General features: G+C 67.9%; 11 protein-coding genes. 7 read left to right on the plus strand and 4 right to left on the minus strand.

The genetic code is table 11. The features are described from left to right. The first annotated feature begins 50 nt into the window (after nt 1-50). From Q0316_RS01160 to gyrB, 4 genes are all read left to right on the plus strand, one after another. Nucleotides 51-857, plus strand: a complete 807-nt coding sequence (locus Q0316_RS01160; protein WP_298668408.1) for a Coq4 family protein — start codon at nt 51-53, stop codon at nt 855-857. Nucleotides 858-1038: 181 nt separating this feature from the next. Then, nucleotides 1039-2082, plus strand: coding sequence for a DNA replication/repair protein RecF (recF, locus tag Q0316_RS01165; protein WP_298668752.1), 1044 nt, complete (start codon nt 1039-1041; stop codon nt 2080-2082). A 154-nt stretch (nt 2083-2236) separates the two neighbouring features. Then, a complete protein-coding gene (locus tag Q0316_RS01170) occupies nt 2237-3475 on the plus strand; it encodes an MFS transporter (protein WP_298668411.1) in 1239 nt (412 codons plus the stop codon). A 67-nt stretch (nt 3476-3542) separates the two neighbouring features. After that, nucleotides 3543-6023 carry a DNA topoisomerase (ATP-hydrolyzing) subunit B gene (gene gyrB / locus Q0316_RS01175; RefSeq protein WP_298668414.1) on the plus strand — a complete coding sequence of 827 codons (2481 nt, stop codon included), beginning with the start codon at nt 3543-3545 and terminating at the stop codon, nt 6021-6023. Nucleotides 6024-6066: 43 nt separating this feature from the next. On the opposite strand, the gene Q0316_RS01180 is transcribed toward gyrB, so the two are convergent. Genes Q0316_RS01180 through betI form a run of 3 tightly spaced genes read right to left on the minus strand, consistent with a single transcriptional unit; the run spans nt 6067 to nt 9463 of the window. Beyond that, nucleotides 6067-7044, minus strand: coding sequence for a copper resistance protein B (locus Q0316_RS01180; RefSeq protein ID WP_298668417.1), 978 nt, complete (start codon nt 7042-7044; stop codon nt 6067-6069). Then, nucleotides 7041-8813 (minus strand): copper resistance system multicopper oxidase, encoded by a 1773-nt coding sequence (locus Q0316_RS01185; protein ID WP_298668420.1) that lies wholly within the window; start codon nt 8811-8813, stop codon nt 7041-7043. The genes Q0316_RS01180 and Q0316_RS01185 overlap by 4 nt, the downstream gene beginning before the upstream one ends. 50 nt (nt 8814-8863) lie before the next feature. After that, nucleotides 8864-9463 carry a transcriptional regulator BetI gene (gene betI, locus Q0316_RS01190; RefSeq protein ID WP_298668423.1) on the minus strand — a complete coding sequence of 200 codons (600 nt, stop codon included), beginning with the start codon at nt 9461-9463 and terminating at the stop codon, nt 8864-8866. A gap of 82 nt (nt 9464-9545) precedes the next feature. Here betI and Q0316_RS01195 point away from each other — a divergent pair, with 82 nt between their 5' ends. The 3 genes from Q0316_RS01195 (at nt 9546) to Q0316_RS01205 (ending at nt 13261) form a co-directional block, all read left to right on the plus strand. After that, a complete protein-coding gene (locus Q0316_RS01195; RefSeq protein WP_298668426.1) occupies nt 9546-10718 on the plus strand; it encodes an aromatic ring-hydroxylating dioxygenase subunit alpha in 1173 nt (390 codons plus the stop codon). 265 nt (nt 10719-10983) lie between these two features. After that, nucleotides 10984-12594 carry an NAD(P)/FAD-dependent oxidoreductase gene (locus Q0316_RS01200; RefSeq protein ID WP_298668430.1) on the plus strand — a complete coding sequence of 537 codons (1611 nt, stop codon included), beginning with the start codon at nt 10984-10986 and terminating at the stop codon, nt 12592-12594. A gap of 4 nt (nt 12595-12598) precedes the next feature. Then, nucleotides 12599-13261 carry a DUF1275 family protein gene (locus Q0316_RS01205; RefSeq protein WP_298668433.1) on the plus strand — a complete coding sequence of 221 codons (663 nt, stop codon included), beginning with the start codon at nt 12599-12601 and terminating at the stop codon, nt 13259-13261. On the opposite strand, the gene Q0316_RS01210 is transcribed toward Q0316_RS01205, so the two are convergent. Then, on the minus strand, nt 13237-14508 hold the full coding sequence (locus Q0316_RS01210) for an amino acid permease (RefSeq protein WP_298668437.1): 1272 nt from the start codon (nt 14506-14508) through the stop codon (nt 13237-13239). The genes Q0316_RS01205 and Q0316_RS01210 overlap by 25 nt on opposite strands. Nucleotides 14509-14644 lie beyond the last annotated feature (136 nt).

Genomic DNA, 14644 nt, shown 5'->3' on the forward strand with positions numbered 1-14644 from the left:
AAGGGTGTGAACAACACTTATTGACATATCTGTCAGTAAGGAGCGATTCGATGGCCGCCACCCTTCCTCCCCTGCCCGGCACGACTGGCCGGCGCGATTGGCGCACCGCGTTCGACGCGATCCGCAAGCTGCTCGCCAACGGCGACGATACGGTGCAGGTGTTCCGCATCATGCGCTCGCTCAACGTCGGCGCGACCGAGACGGGTTACGCGCGGCTGATCGCCACCGAACAGGGCGGGCGGATCGCCTATGAGCAGGTCGAGCTGGCGCAGGTTTTCTCGCGACCGGGCTTCGCCAGCCAGTTCGCGCCGGGCACGATCGGCGCGGCCTATCGCGATTTCCTCGAAACCACCGGCTATTCCGCCGACGGCCTCGCCGATGTGAGCCGCGAGGGGATGAGCGACGAGGATATGCCGCATCCCTATGCCTGGTTCGGGCGGCGGGTGCGCGATACGCACGATATCTGGCACGTCCTGACCGGCTATAAGGCCGATGAGAGCCTGGGCGAAGCCGCGCTCGTCGCGTTCAGCTATGCGCAGGTCGGCGGGCTCGGCTGGGCGTTCATCGCCGCCGCCGCCTCGCTCAAGAGCCTGCGGGTCACCAAAGGCACGCTGTTCGCCAGGGCGGTATGGGAAGGCTATCGCCACGGTCGCGCCGCGAAATGGATTTCGGGCGAGGATTACATGACGCTGCTGCACGAGCCGATCGAGGCCGCGCGCGCGCGATTGGGGATTCGCACGCCCACCGCCTATCTGAAGGCGCAGCACGAACTGGGGCCGGAAATGGCCTCCTATCTCAGCGAGCGGCGCGAAAAGGCCGCCGCCGTTGAACCGGAACCGCGGCGCCTCGCCGCCTGAGAGATATCCCGCTCCCTCGGGAGAGAGGATGGAGGGGGGCCACGGTGCGCCGAGATTCAAATGGCGCACCGCCCTCCATCGAAATGACCGCCATCCGGCATCCATGCCCCCCATCACCGCGAGCAATGCCGCGCGCCAAGCGCTGTCGCCAGCGCCGCCGCCAGCGCCTATGGCCGGTGCGATGCTCGACCGGCTGGTTCTCACCGACTTCCGCAACCATGATGCGCTGACGCTCGCGCCCACGCGCGGCTTCGTCGTGCTCATCGGGCCGAACGGCGCGGGCAAGACCAACGTGCTGGAGGCGGTGTCGCTGCTCGCGCCGGGCCGGGGCTTGCGCCGCGCCGCGCTGGGCGAAATCGCGCGGACGGGCGGCGCGGGCGGGTTCGGCGTCGCCGCGACGCTCGCGGACACGACCGAAATCGCCACCGGCACATTCGCCACCGCGCCCGAGCGGCGCGTCGTGCGCATCAACGGCGGCGGCGCCACCGCGAACGCGCTGGCCGAGCGGCTCTCGATATTGTGGCTGACCCCGGCGATGGACCGATTGTTCGCGGAGCCCGCCTCCGGCCGCCGCCAGTTTCTCGATCGGCTCGCGCTGGCGCTGTTTCCCGGCCACGCCACGCACGCGGCGCGCTATGATGCCGCGATGCGCAGCCGCAATCGGTTGCTCGCCGAGGATCGCCCGGACGCCGAATGGCTCGCCGCGCTCGAACGCCGGATGGCGGAACATGGCGCCGCGATCGACGCGGTGCGGCGCGAGACGGTCACCGCGCTGGCCGAACGGCTGGCGGGGCAAGCAGCCGGCGACTTCCCCCGCGCGACGCTGGCGCTGGAGGGGTGGAGCGGCGATGCGGCCACGCTCGCGGACCAGCTCCGCGCCGGGCGCACCCGCGATATCGCCGCCGGTCGCACATTGGCGGGGCCGCATCGCGCCGATCTGCTGGTGCGGCATCTGGAAAAGGATCGCGCGGCTGCACTCGCCTCCACCGGCGAGCAGAAGGCGCTGATGCTCGGCATCGTCCTCGCCCATGCCGAACTGGTCGCCGCGCGCACGGGGGCACCGCCGATATTGCTGCTGGACGAAGTGGCCGCCCACCTCGATCCCGCCCGCCGCGCGGCGCTGTTCGCGCGATTGTCCGGGCGCGGGCAGGTGTGGATGACGGGCACGGAACCGGCGCTGTTCGCCGATGTCGATGCCAGCGCGTCCCGGATCGCGCTCGGCTGAAGCCGTTGCCGCGCACCCGTTCTGACAGGTTCGCACGCAAAGGGGTTTACCCCGGCGATCACGCCGCTACGCTGCAACCATGGAGCGGGAACGAGTAGCCGCCACGGAACACCGTGGCGAGTGGCGTGGCGGTTGGCGGATTGTCGCCGCGGCGATGATCGGCATCGGTTTCGGGCCGGGGCTGGTGCAGAATCTGTCGAGCCTGTTCGTTCCCGGCCTGACCGCGACGTTCGGCTGGACACGCGGCGATATGGCGACCGCCGCCGCGATCGGGCTGATCGGGGCGCTGATCGTGCCGCTGATCGGGCGGCTCGCCGATCGCATCGGCGCGCGCCCGGTGATCGTGGCGGGCACGTTGCTGCTTGCCGGCGCGCTGACTGGTTTCACCGTGACGAACGGCTCGATCTGGTCCTATCAATTGCTCATCTTCTGCTCGGCGCTCAGCGTGGGCGGGACGAGCGCGGTGGTCTATGGCCGGATCATCGCGCCGCGTTTCGTGCGGCATCGCGGCATCGCGCTTGGCGTCGCGACTTCCGGGCTGTCGCTGTCGACATTGTTGCTCTCGCCGGTGATCGCCGGGGTGATCGCCGATCACGGCTGGCGGGCGGGCTTTCTGACGCTCGCCGCGCTCGCCGCGCTGATCGGGTTGCCGCTCGTCCTGCTGCTGCTGCGTGGCGCGGTGGTCGCGCCGGTGCATCATGCCGGCGCGCCCGAGGATATCGCACCCGAGACGTTTCTCGCCGGCATGACCGGGCGTGAGGCACGGCGCGATTCGCGCTTCTGGCGGCTGGGCGCGGCGGCGGCGCTCATCAACATCGCCAGCGTCGGGCTGGTTACCCAACTCGTCCCGTTCGGCATTGATCGCGGGCTAAGCCTCGAACATGCGGCGCTGCTCGTCACCAGCTTCGCCGCGGCGCAGATCGTCGGGCGGCTGGCGATGGGGCTGATGGTCGATCGCTTTCCCGCGCAGCGCACCGCCGCGGCATTCGCGGGCGTTTCCGCCATGGCGTTCGCGGCATTGCTGATGCCGCTGCCCGGCGCGGTCGCGATGATCGCCGTGGTGTTCTTCGCGCTGCTGATGCACGGCGCGGAGAATGACCTTCTGCCCTATCTCACCGCGCGATTGTTCGGCCTGCGCGCTTATGGCGAAACCTATGGCGCGCTGCTGACGCTGGCGCTGTTCGGCACGGCATCTGGCGTGATGATGTTTGGCCGACTCCATGATTCCACCGGCGATTACGCGATCCCGCTGGCGGTCTCCGCCGGGGCGCTGGCGCTGGCGGCGCTGCTGTTCCTCACACTTGGCGATCGCCGCGCGCCGGCCACCGCGCGGCGCGACCGCACCCGATATGACGGCGCCGCCGCAGGCGTCGCACCGACAGCGGCGTCTTAGCGTTCAACCCAATCGCCCTTCCGCCATTTCGCTTTCGTTGCACCGCGGCAATGCCTATATGATCGGCATGGCAGATCCTCAGAATTCGGAATACGGCGCTTCTTCGATCAAGGTGCTGAAGGGCTTGGACGCGGTGCGCAAGCGGCCGGGCATGTATATCGGCGACACCGACGACGGATCGGGCCTCCACCATATGGTGTTCGAGGTTTCCGATAACGCGATCGACGAGGCGCTGGCCGGCCATTGCGATCGCGTGGACATCACGCTCAACGCCGACGGATCGGTTTCGGTGACGGATAACGGGCGCGGCATCCCGACCGGCATTCACCCGGAAGAAGGCGTATCGGCGGCGGAGGTCATCATGACCCAGCTCCACGCCGGCGGCAAATTCGAGAATACGTCGGACGACAACGCCTATAAGGTATCGGGCGGGCTGCACGGCGTCGGCGTCAGCGTGGTCAACGCGCTCAGCGAATGGCTCGATCTCACCATCTGGCGCGATGGCGAGGAGCATTACATGCGCTTCGCCCATGGCGACGCCACCGCCCCGCTCAAGGTGGTCGGCAAGGCGGAAGGGAAGAAGGGCACGCGCGTCACCTTCCTGCCCTCTCCGGCGACGTTCAAGATCGTCGAATTCGATTTCGAGAAGCTGGAACATCGCTATCGCGAACTCGCCTTCCTCAATTCGGGCGTGCGCCTGTTCCTGAGCGACGCGCGGCACGAGGAGCCGAAGACGGTCGAGCTATATTACGAGGGCGGGATCGCCGCGTTCGTGAAGTGGCTCGATCGCGCCAAGCAGCCGCTGATCCCGGAGCCGATCGCGATCACCGGCGATCGTGACGATGTGGGCATCGAAGTCGCGCTGGAGTGGAACGACAGTTATTACGAAAACGTCCTGTGCTTCACCAACAATATCCCGCAGCGCGACGGCGGCACCCACCTCGCCGCGTTCCGCTCCGCGCTGACCCGCACGCTCAACGCCTATGCAGACAAATCCGGCATCCTGAAGAAGGAGAAGGTGAGCCTGCAGGGCGACGATATGCGCGAGGGGCTGACCGCGATCGTTTCGGTGAAGCTGCCCGATCCGAAATTCTCGTCGCAAACCAAGGACAAGCTCGTCAGTTCCGAGGTGCGCCAGCCGCTCGAAAGCCTGATGGCGGACAAGATGGCTGAATGGCTGGAGGAAAATCCGGCGCACGCGCGCACGATCATCCAGAAGATCATCGACGCCGCCGCCGCGCGCGAAGCCGCGCGCAAGGCGCGCGAGGCGAGCCGCAAATCGGTGATGGGCATCGCGAGCCTGCCCGGCAAGCTCGCCGACTGTCAGGAAAAAGACCCGGCCAAGTCCGAGCTGTTCATCGTCGAGGGCGATTCGGCCGGCGGCTCCGCCAAGCAGGGCCGCGATCGGCATTTCCAGGCGATCCTGCCCCTGCGCGGCAAGATTCTCAATGTCGAGCGCGCGCGGTTCGACCGGATGCTCGGCAGCCGCGAGATCGGCACGCTGATCCAGGCGATGGGCACCGGCATCGGTCGCGACGAATTCAACGCCGAGAAGCTGCGCTACCACAAGATCGTCATCATGACCGACGCCGACGTGGACGGCGCGCATATCCGCACCCTGCTGCTCACCTTCTTCTACCGGCAGATGCCCGAATTGATCGAGCGCGGGCACCTCTATATCGCGCAGCCGCCGCTCTATAAGGCGACGCGCGGGCGCTCCGAAGTCTATCTCAAGGACGAAAAGGCGCTCGACGATTATCTCGTCGATGCCGGTGTGTCGGCACTGGTCCTGGAAACGGTGGGCGGCTCGCGTTCGGGGCAGGATCTCGCCGAACTGGTCGAGCACGCACGGCGGATGCGGACGCTGATGCGTTATGCGCCGCGCCGCTACGATCCGGTCATCATCGAGGCGCTGGCGCTGGGCGGCGCGCTCAATCCCGATATTGATCGCGCGCGGCGCGAGGCGGCGGTTACGGAAGTGACGCGGCGGCTCGATTCCGGCGATCGCGAGGCGCGCTGGTCCGCGCGGCTGACCGATGAGGGCGGCATCCATTTCGAGCGGCTGTGGCGCGGGGTTACCGATCACCACGTTATCGAGGGCACGTTCCTCGGATCGGCGGAGGCGCGCAAGCTCCACACGCTCGCCGCCGAGCAGGCCGAAGCCTTCGCCGCCGCGGGCAAGCTGGTGCCGCTGAAGGGCGCCACGCCCGCCGAGGAGATCGCCGAGGACGAGGATGAGGGTGGCCAGGCGGCGACGATCGGCAAGGGCGAAAGCCTTGTCGCGCGCCCCTCGCAATTGCTCGACGCGGTGCTCGCCGCCGGTCGCAAGGGGCTGTCGATCCAGCGCTACAAGGGGCTGGGCGAGATGAACCCCGAGCAATTGTGGGAAACCACGCTCGATCCGTCGAACCGCTCGATGCTCAAGGTGGCGATCGACCAGGCGGATATGGCCGACGAGATCTTCACCCGGCTGATGGGCGACGTGGTGGAGCCGCGCCGCGAGTTCATTCAGGAAAATGCGCTCTCGGTCGCCAATCTCGACGTGTGAGGGCTGGCGTCAGGCGCGCCCCGGCGCCTGACGCCACCACGCTTCAGAACCACGTCCGGATGCCGAGCACCAGCGCGGCGGCGCCAGTGTCTTCGCCACGCGCGCGCGCGAAATCGGCGGTGCGCCCGATACGCCGCTGCCACGCCACGCCGACATAGGGCGCGAATTCGCGCGCGATCTCGTAGCGCAGCCGCAAGCCCAGTTCCGCCTCGCTCAGGCCGGCGCCGATGCCGGTCGCGCGGATATCCTGCGCGGCCAGATTCAGCTCGACGCGCGGCTGAAGGATCAGCCGTTGCGTCACGCGTTGATCGTAATACCCGCCGACGCGCGCGGTCAGTTCGCCGCTGGTCGACAGGAAGGCGGCGGCATCGACCTCGAACCAGTAAGGCGCCAGCCCCTCCACGCCGATCGTCGCATGGGTGCGCGGGACATCGCCGCCGAAATCCTGCCGCACACCGGCCTGAAGGTTGAAATACGGCCCGATCGCGCGGCTGTAGAGCGCCTGCGCCTCGCCGCCGTCGAGCTTGCCGCCGAACGCGCCTTCGCCCTCGCTCTTGATGACGAAGCGGTTGATATCGCCGCCGAACCAGCCTTCGCCGCTCCAGTGATAGCCGTCATGCCCGGCGCCGATGCGCACCTCGGCCAGATCGATCATCACCTGCGAGAAATTGCTGCCACCATGCTCCCGCCGCAACACGGCGCGCGACGCGGCCATCGCCTCGGCGCCCCAGAAGCGATCGGCGTAATTGGCGACGGGCGCGGGCGGTGGCGGGGCGTTGCCAGCGGGCAGCGCGGTGCCACCCGTCGCCGGCATCGCATGGCCCGCGTGCGCATCGGCCGGCGCGGCAGGCTTGCAATGCCCCATCGCCGCATGTTCCGGCGGGCAGGCCTGAGCGGCGGGCGGCGTGTCGGCGGCGGGCATCGTCATGCCGCCATGCCCGGCGTGATCCATCGTCTGCGCCATCGCCGCGCCGCTCCACAGCAGCGTCGCCAGCCCGAGCGGATAGGCGAGCCGCCTCATGCCGCGCCTCCCGCGCGCGGGCGAACCGAGACGACCTGCATCATCCCGGCGTGCATATGATAGAGCAAATGGCAGTGGAATGCCCAGTCGCCGACCGCGTCGGTCGTCACGTCGAACGTCACCGTGCCGCCGGGCTGCACCTGCACCGTATGTTTGCGCGGCGCATATTCGCCATGCCCGGTGACCAGTTCGAAGAAGTGGCCGTGGAGGTGGATCGGATGGCCCATCATCGTATCGTTGACCAGGGTGACGCGGACCCGCTCGTCCTTCGTGAACGGGATCGGCGCCTTCACCGCGCTCAGCTTCTCGCCGTCGAACGCCCACATATAACGTTCCATATTGCCGGTGAGGTGGATGCGCATCTGCCGACCGGGCGCGCGGACATCGGGGTTGCGCGCCGCCGCGATCAGATCGCGATAGACGAGCACGCGGTGCCCCACATCGGCCAGCCCCTGCCCCGGCTCTCCGGTGCGATCGACCGGCATGGGTGAGATCGTCTGGACGGCGGGGGTTTTCTTCACCTCGGGCGCCACCGCGAAATCGCGCATCCCATGCTTCATCGGCGCGGATGCGGGCGCGCCGGGGGTACAATGCCCCATCGCGGCATGTTCGGGCGGACAGGCGGCATCCCCCGCCGGCATCGCGGCCATCGCGCCATGATCCATCCCCCCCATCCCCATATCACGCATCGTGGCGAGCGGGCGCGGGCGGAGCGCGGGCACCGCCGCCACCATGCCCGCGCGCGGGGCGAGCGTGGCGCGCGCCATGCCCGAGCGATCGACGCTTTCGCCGACGATCGTATAGGCACGGTCCTCGCGCGGCTCGACGATCAGGTCATAGGTCTCGGCCACCGCGACCTGCAGTTCATCGACCGTCACCGGGCGCACGGGCTGGCCGTCGGCCTGCACCACCGTCAACGCGAGGCCGGGGATGCGCAGGTTGAACGTCGTCATCGCCGAAGCGTTGATGACGCGCAGCCGCACCCGCTCGCCCGGCGCGAACAGCGCGGTCCAGTTATCCCGCGGGCCATGGCCGTTGACGAGATAGGTATAGGTGGTCGCGGTCACGTCCGAAATATCGGTCGGGTCCATCCGCATCCGCCCCCATTCCAGCCGCTCGCGCTCGGGCTGGTCGCGCCCGGCGAGCAGGCCGGCAAGCGTCTGCTGCTGGCGGTTGTAATAACCGCCCTGCATCTTGAGCTTGCGGAACAGGGCATGGGGATGGAGCGCGCTATAATCCGACAGCACGATGACATGCTCGCGATCGGAACGGATCGGATCTTCGCCCGCCGGGTCGATCACGATCGGGCCGTAATGGCCGAGCTGTTCCTGCAACCCCGAATGGCTGTGATACCAATAAGTGCCCGACTGAACGATCGGGAAACGATAGGTGAAGGTCCGCCCCGCCTTGATTCCGGGGAAGCTCACGCCGGGAACGCCATCCATCTCGGCGGGAAGGATCAGCCCGTGCCAGTGGATCGAGCTATCCTCATCCAGCGCGTTTTCGACATGCAGCCGCACCTGCTGCCCCTCGGTCAGCCGGATCAGCGGCGCGGGGACGGTGCCGTTGATGCCGATCGCGTGGCGGGCCTTGCCGTCGATCGACAGCATCTGGCGGGCGATGCGCAGGTGGATATCCTCCCCCGCAACCGACGGGAGCGGGCGCGCGATGCCGGGTGACACGGCGCGCGCCCAGGATGGGAAGGCCGCCGCTGCGCCCAAAGCGGCGCTGCCGCGCAAAACGGCACGGCGATCGAAGGCGATGGTCATCATTGCTCCCGGTTGAACTCGGCTGGAGGTAGGGATGCCGGGCCGCGCTGTCACCCCGTCCGCAGCAATGCCGCGATCTGCATCTCGGCGATCGAGCGCGCCTCGCCAGCATCGAGCACATCGGGCGACAGGCACAATTCCAGCCACAGCCCGTCGACCAATGCGGTGATCGCGATCGCGGCGCGGCGCCGCGCAACGTCGGCGATCCCACAATCGGCGAGCAACCGCTCCAGCCCGGCGCGGAAACGGGCATATTGCTCGTCATGCAGCCGCGCCACATCGTCGCGCGCGATGACGAGGCTCCAGAACGCCACCCATGTCGCGAGCAGCGCGCGATCCGCGATCGGCGGGGCGAAGCTCGCCGCGACATAGGCGGACAGGCGCGCGCGCGGATCGCCGCCCGCCGCCGCCACCGCCGCGTCCAGCGCCGCGGTCACCTCGCTGCCCACCTGCGCATAGGTTGCCGCGATCAGCGCATCGACCCCGCCGAAATGATGCGTGACAAGGCCGGGCGACACCCCCGCCTCCTGCGCGATCGCGCGGACCGAGGCGCCGCTCGCCCCGTCGCGCGCCAGCACGCGCGTCGCCGCCGCGATCAGCAGCCTGCGGCGTTCCTCGGCATCGGTGCGGGTGAAGGCGGCTTTGGTCACGTCACGTCGCTATCACGGACGGGGATTGTCCGCGCGCGTTTCTTATTATACGATCGTATAGCAAGCAACCGGAGTCGCGCGCATGGCCACCCTCGCCCAGCCCCTTGTCGATCCCGATGCGGATTTCTCGCTGCCGGGGTGGATCTACACCGATCGCGAATTTTACGAGGCGGAGATGGCGCGGGTGATCCGCCCTTCGTGGCAGATCGTCTGCCATGAAAGCGATCTCGCCCGCCCCGGCGAGTGGCGCACGATCGCCTATCTCGGCGAACAGGTGGCGGTGGTGCGCGGCGAGGATGGGGCGATCCGCGCGTTCCACAACGTCTGCCGCCACCGCGCGATGCGGATTCTGGAGGGCGCTTCGGGCTGCGCGAAGAAGCTGGTCTGCCCGTATCACGCCTGGACCTACGAACTCGACGGGCGGCTTTCCGGCGTGCCGATGAAGCGCGATTATCCCGCGCTGAAGCTGGAGGATAACGGCCTGGTCCCGGTGGGGGTTTCGGTATGGCGCGGCTTCGTCTTCATCCGGCTGGAAGATGATGGCGGCCCATCGGTGGCGGAGATGATGGCGCCTTACGACGCCGAGATCGCGCCCTATCGCTTCGAGGAGATGCGCACGATCAGCGATGTGCGGCTGCGCGATCGCGCGGTGAACTGGAAGAATGTCGGCGACAATTATTCCGACAATCTCCACATCCCGGTCGCGCATGACGGGCTGACGCGACTGTTCGGCAAAAGCTACGCGATCGAGGCGGCAGGGTGGGTGGACAAGATGTCCGGCCAGCTCGTCGATCGCCCGTCGGACAATGTGTGGGAACGCTTCTATCAGAAGCATCTGCCGCGCGTGGAGCATCTGCCGGAGGAAAACCAGCGGCTGTGGCTATATTACAAACTGTGGCCGAACATGGCGTTCGACATTTACGCCGACCAGATCGACTTCATGCAATGGCTGCCGACTTCGCCCACCACATGCGTGCTGCGCGAGATGTGCTTCGCGCTGCCCGATGCGCGGCGCGAGATGAAGCTGGTGCGCTATGCCAACTGGCGGATCAACCGCGTCGTCAACGCGGAAGACACCTGGCTGATCGAGCGCGTGCAGCAGGGCATGGCCTCGTCAAGCTATACGGTCGGGCCGATCGGCGCGAGCGAAGTGTGCCTGCGCAGTTTCGCCGCGAAGATCAGGGATCGCATACCCGAAGCGCGGCTGCATCGCGCGCCCGCGCCGGGCTGGTCGCGCCGGCCGCACGGGATTTGAAGGAAAAGACGCACGCCACACCGTTCGCCCTGAGCTTGTCGAAGGGCCGCCCTTCCTCCGCGGAAGAAAAGGACAGGGCTTCGACGGGCTCAGCCCGAACGGTACAAGGGCTTGAGGGAAACGCCCCGTCATTCCCGCGAAGGCGGGAATCCGGATGCGCTACCGTTCCGGCTCTATCGAAATGGCCGGTGCGAATGGATTCCCGCCTTCGCGGGAATGACGGATGAGAGGTTTTGAGCGGACGGAAGTGAGGTCGGGGACGAAAATGAGCAGGAAATACGACGCGATCATCATCGGCGGCGGGCATAACGGCCTCGTCTGCGCTTTCTATCTCGCCCGCGCGGGCCTCAGGGTGCGCGTGCTCGAACGGCGCGATATCGTCGGCGGCGCGGCGGTGACCGAGGAGTTCCACCCCGGCTTCCGCAATTCGACCGCGAGCTACACCGTCAGCCTGCTCCGCCCCAAGGTGATCGCGGACATGAAGCTGCACGAGCACGGCTATCGCATCATCGAGCGGACGATCAGCAACTTCTTCCCGTTCGAGAACACCTATCTGAAGCTCGGCGGCGGCACCTTGCGCACGCAGGCGGAGTTTGCCCGCTTCAGCCAGAAGGATGCGCAAACCTATCCGCATTATGATGCCGCGCTGGAGAAGGTGGCGCAGGTGCTGCGGGATATCGCGCTCAAGGTGCCGCCCAATGTAGGCGGCGGGCTGCGCGCGCTGATGTCCGGCGCGACGCAGGGCTGGCCGCTGGCGAAGATGGGGATCGAGGCGCAGCGCGATCTGCTCGACGTGTTCACCAAATCGGCGCGCGATTTCCTCGACGGCTGGTTCGAGGACGATCACGTCAAGACGGCCTTCGCGTTCGATGCGGTGGTGGGCAATTTCGCCGGCGTCTCCACACCCGGATCGGCCTATGTGCTGCTCCACCACGTCTTCGGCGAGGTGAACGGCAAGCTTGGCGCCTGGGGCCATTCGGTCGGCGGCATGGGCGCGATCACCCTGGCGATGGCGCGCGCGTGCGAGGAGGCGGGCGTGGAGATCACGCTCGAAGCGCCCGTCGATCGCGTGCTGGTCGATGGCGGCAGGGCCGTGGGCGTGCGGCTGGAAAGCGGCGAGGAGATCGCGGCGAAGATCGTCGCCGCCAATGTCGGCCCGGCCTTGCTCTATCGCCGGATGGTCGATGCGAGCGACCTGCCCGCCGATTTCCAGCGGCGGATCGACAATTACAAGCTCGGCTCGGGCACGTTCCGCATGAACGTCGCTTTGTCCGAACTGCCCGATTTCACCGTGCTGCCGGGCAAGGAAAAGGCCGAGCATCACACCGCCGGCATCATCATCGCGCCGGGCATGGATTATATGGACGCGGCGTATGACGACGCGAAGAAATCCGGCTGGTCGAAAAAGCCGATCGTCGAGATGAAGATTCCGACCACCGTGGACGACAGCCTCGCCCCGCCGGGCGGGCATGTCGCGAGCCTGTTCTGCCAGCAATTCTCGCCGGTGCTGTCCGAAGGGCGCTCGTGGGACGACGTGCGCGAAGAGGTGGCGGACCTCATCATCGACACGGTCAACGATCACGCGCCCAATTTCAAGGCGAGCGTGATCGCGCGGCAGATCCATTCGCCGCTCGATCTGGAGCGCAAGTTCGGGCTGATCGGCGGCGATATCTTCCATGGGCACATGAGCCTCGATCAGCTCTGGGCGGCGCGCCCGGTGCTCGGGCATGGCGATTATCGCTCGCCGGTGAAGGGGCTATACATGTGCGGATCGGGCACGCATCCCGGCGGCGGCGTCACCGGCGCGCCGGGGCATAACGCCGCGCATGAGATTTTGCGCGATCGCTCGCTTGTCGGGCGTTTCCTGCCTATCTGAACGCATGATCCACTATGATCGCCGTCGCCAGTCGCTCGCCACCGCGCTCGCCGCGCTGGCGGGCTTTGTCGACGCGATCGGTTTCGTGAAGCTCGGCGGCCTGTTCGTCTCCTTCATGAGCGGCAATACCACCAGGATGGCGGTGGGGCTGGCCGGCGGATCGGCGGTGGCGGCGATCGCGGCCGGACTGATCGCGGCGTTCGCCGCCGGGGTGGTACTGGGGGCGTTGGTCGCCGCCGCCACCGGCACCGCGCGCAAGATGGCGGTGCTCTCGCTGACGGCGGCGCTGCTCGCGGTCGCGGCGGCGATGGACAGGTTCATCGCTGGCGGCTGGACCGCGCTGGCGATGGCGGCGGCGATGGGCACGATCAACAACGTCTTCCTGCGCAACGGCGAGGTGTCCGTGGGCGTCACCTATATGACCGGCACGCTCGTCAAGCTCGGCCAGCGCATCGCCGCGGTCGTGCTGGGCGACGATGCGGACGGCTGGATCGCCTATCTGCGATTGTGGCTGGGGCTGCTGGCGGGCGCGGTTAGCGGCGCCATGCTCTATCCGCGCATCGGCTCGCTCAGCGTCGCGCTGGCGGCGGCGGGGGCGGCGGTGCTGGCGCTGATCGCGCGGCGGATGGGGCCGTCCGAGCCCTATCCGCGCCGCACCCACCAATAAACGGGCAGGCCGAGCGCGAGCAGCGCCAGCCCCCACAGATCGGCTTTCAGCCCCAGCCCATAGGTCATCCACGCGACAAACCCCGCCGCGATCACCGCCGCGAGCTTCACCGGCACATCGCCCCGCAGCAGCTTCAGTGCCGCCAGCGCACTCGCGAAATAAGCGAGCATCCCGGCGGCAAGGCTGATCGAGGCCACCTCGGCGAACAGATCGCCCGTCTTGCCGGTGTAGTTTAGCACCATCACCAGCGTCACCAGCACGCCCGATACGAGATGCGCGCGCGCGGGCGTGCCGTTCGCGCTTTCCTTGCCGAACCAGGCCGGGAACACGCCGCCGCGCGCCATCGCCCAGGGCATTTCACCTTGCAGCAGGATGAAGCCGTTGAGCGCGCCGAACGCGCTGACCGCCGCGAACAAGGCGACCAGCTCCCCCGTCCCCTCGCCGAACGTGCGCGCGAGAAACGCCGCGACCGGCGCGGGCGAGGCGGCGATCTCCCCGCTTGGCATCAGCAGCGCGATGGCGGCGGCAACCGCGAAATAGACGGCGCCGGTGAGCGCCGTGCCCGCCAGCGTCACCAGCGGGACTATGCGCGTCGGGTTTTCCACCTTGTCCGCCGGCACCGTCGCGGATTCGACGCCGAGAAACCCCCAGAAGGTGAGCGCCGCCGCCCCCGCCACCGCGCTCGGGCCGATCGGCACCGGCGGGTTGGCGGCCAGCGCGCCGCCGCCGTCGCGCAGCAGCAGCCACGCGGCGAGCAGCACCACGCCAGCGAGCGGCACCAGCTTCACCCCCGCCGTCACCATCTGCACGCGCCCCGCGAGCCCGACGCCATGGATGTTGACCGCCACCAGCCCCCAGATCAGCATCAGCGCGACAAGGATCGCCGGCAATCCGCTGCCAACCACCGGAAAGGGCACGCTGAGCGCGCTCACCACCGCCACGGCCACCGCGCCGTTGCCGGCCCACACCAGCACCCAATAGCTCCACGCCACCGCGAAACCGATCGCCGGGCCGAAAGCCGCATTGGCGAATGCGTAGGGGCCGCCCGCCGCCGGCACGATCCCCGCCAGCCGCGCGAAGACGAAGGCGAGGCACATCGCGCCCGCGATCGTGATGCCCCAGCCGATCAGCGCGTTGGTGCCGAGCGGCGCAAGCGTGGCGGGCAGCAGATAGATGCCCGATCCGATCATATTGCCGACAACCAGCGCCAACGCCGGCCAGACCCCAAGCGCGCGCCTGTCGTGCATCCCCGGTCATCCTCTCAACATTGGCGCGGCAGACGGCGCGCGCAATTTGTGGGGCAAGAGCGCGCGCGCGGCAAGCCGCCACGGAGGGGCGGCGTTAACCGTGCCTTAGCCCGTCTCCTTTACGCTGGCGTGATTG

It is taken from the genome of uncultured Sphingomonas sp., from assembly GCF_937871615.1.
Lineage (GTDB): Bacteria > Pseudomonadota > Alphaproteobacteria > Sphingomonadales > Sphingomonadaceae > Sphingomonas.

Bases quoted from the DNA above. Each gene is read 5' to 3' on its own strand.
- Q0316_RS01160 (WP_298668408.1), top strand. From the start codon at position 51: ATGGCCGCCACCCTTCCTCCCCTGCCCGGCACGACTGGCCGGCGCGAT.
- recF (WP_298668752.1), top strand. From the start codon at position 1,039: ATGCTCGACCGGCTGGTTCTCACCGACTTCCGCAACCATGATGCGCTG.
- Q0316_RS01170 (WP_298668411.1), top strand. From the start codon at position 2,237: ATGATCGGCATCGGTTTCGGGCCGGGGCTGGTGCAGAATCTGTCGAGC.
- gyrB (WP_298668414.1), top strand. From the start codon at position 3,543: ATGGCAGATCCTCAGAATTCGGAATACGGCGCTTCTTCGATCAAGGTG.
- Q0316_RS01180 (WP_298668417.1), bottom strand. From the start codon at position 7,044: ATGAGGCGGCTCGCCTATCCGCTCGGGCTGGCGACGCTGCTGTGGAGC.
- Q0316_RS01185 (WP_298668420.1), bottom strand. From the start codon at position 8,813: ATGACCATCGCCTTCGATCGCCGTGCCGTTTTGCGCGGCAGCGCCGCT.
- Q0316_RS01195 (WP_298668426.1), top strand. From the start codon at position 9,546: ATGGCCACCCTCGCCCAGCCCCTTGTCGATCCCGATGCGGATTTCTCG.
- Q0316_RS01200 (WP_298668430.1), top strand. From the start codon at position 10,984: ATGAGCAGGAAATACGACGCGATCATCATCGGCGGCGGGCATAACGGC.
- Q0316_RS01205 (WP_298668433.1), top strand. From the start codon at position 12,599: ATGATCCACTATGATCGCCGTCGCCAGTCGCTCGCCACCGCGCTCGCC.
- Q0316_RS01210 (WP_298668437.1), bottom strand. From the start codon at position 14,508: ATGCACGACAGGCGCGCGCTTGGGGTCTGGCCGGCGTTGGCGCTGGTT.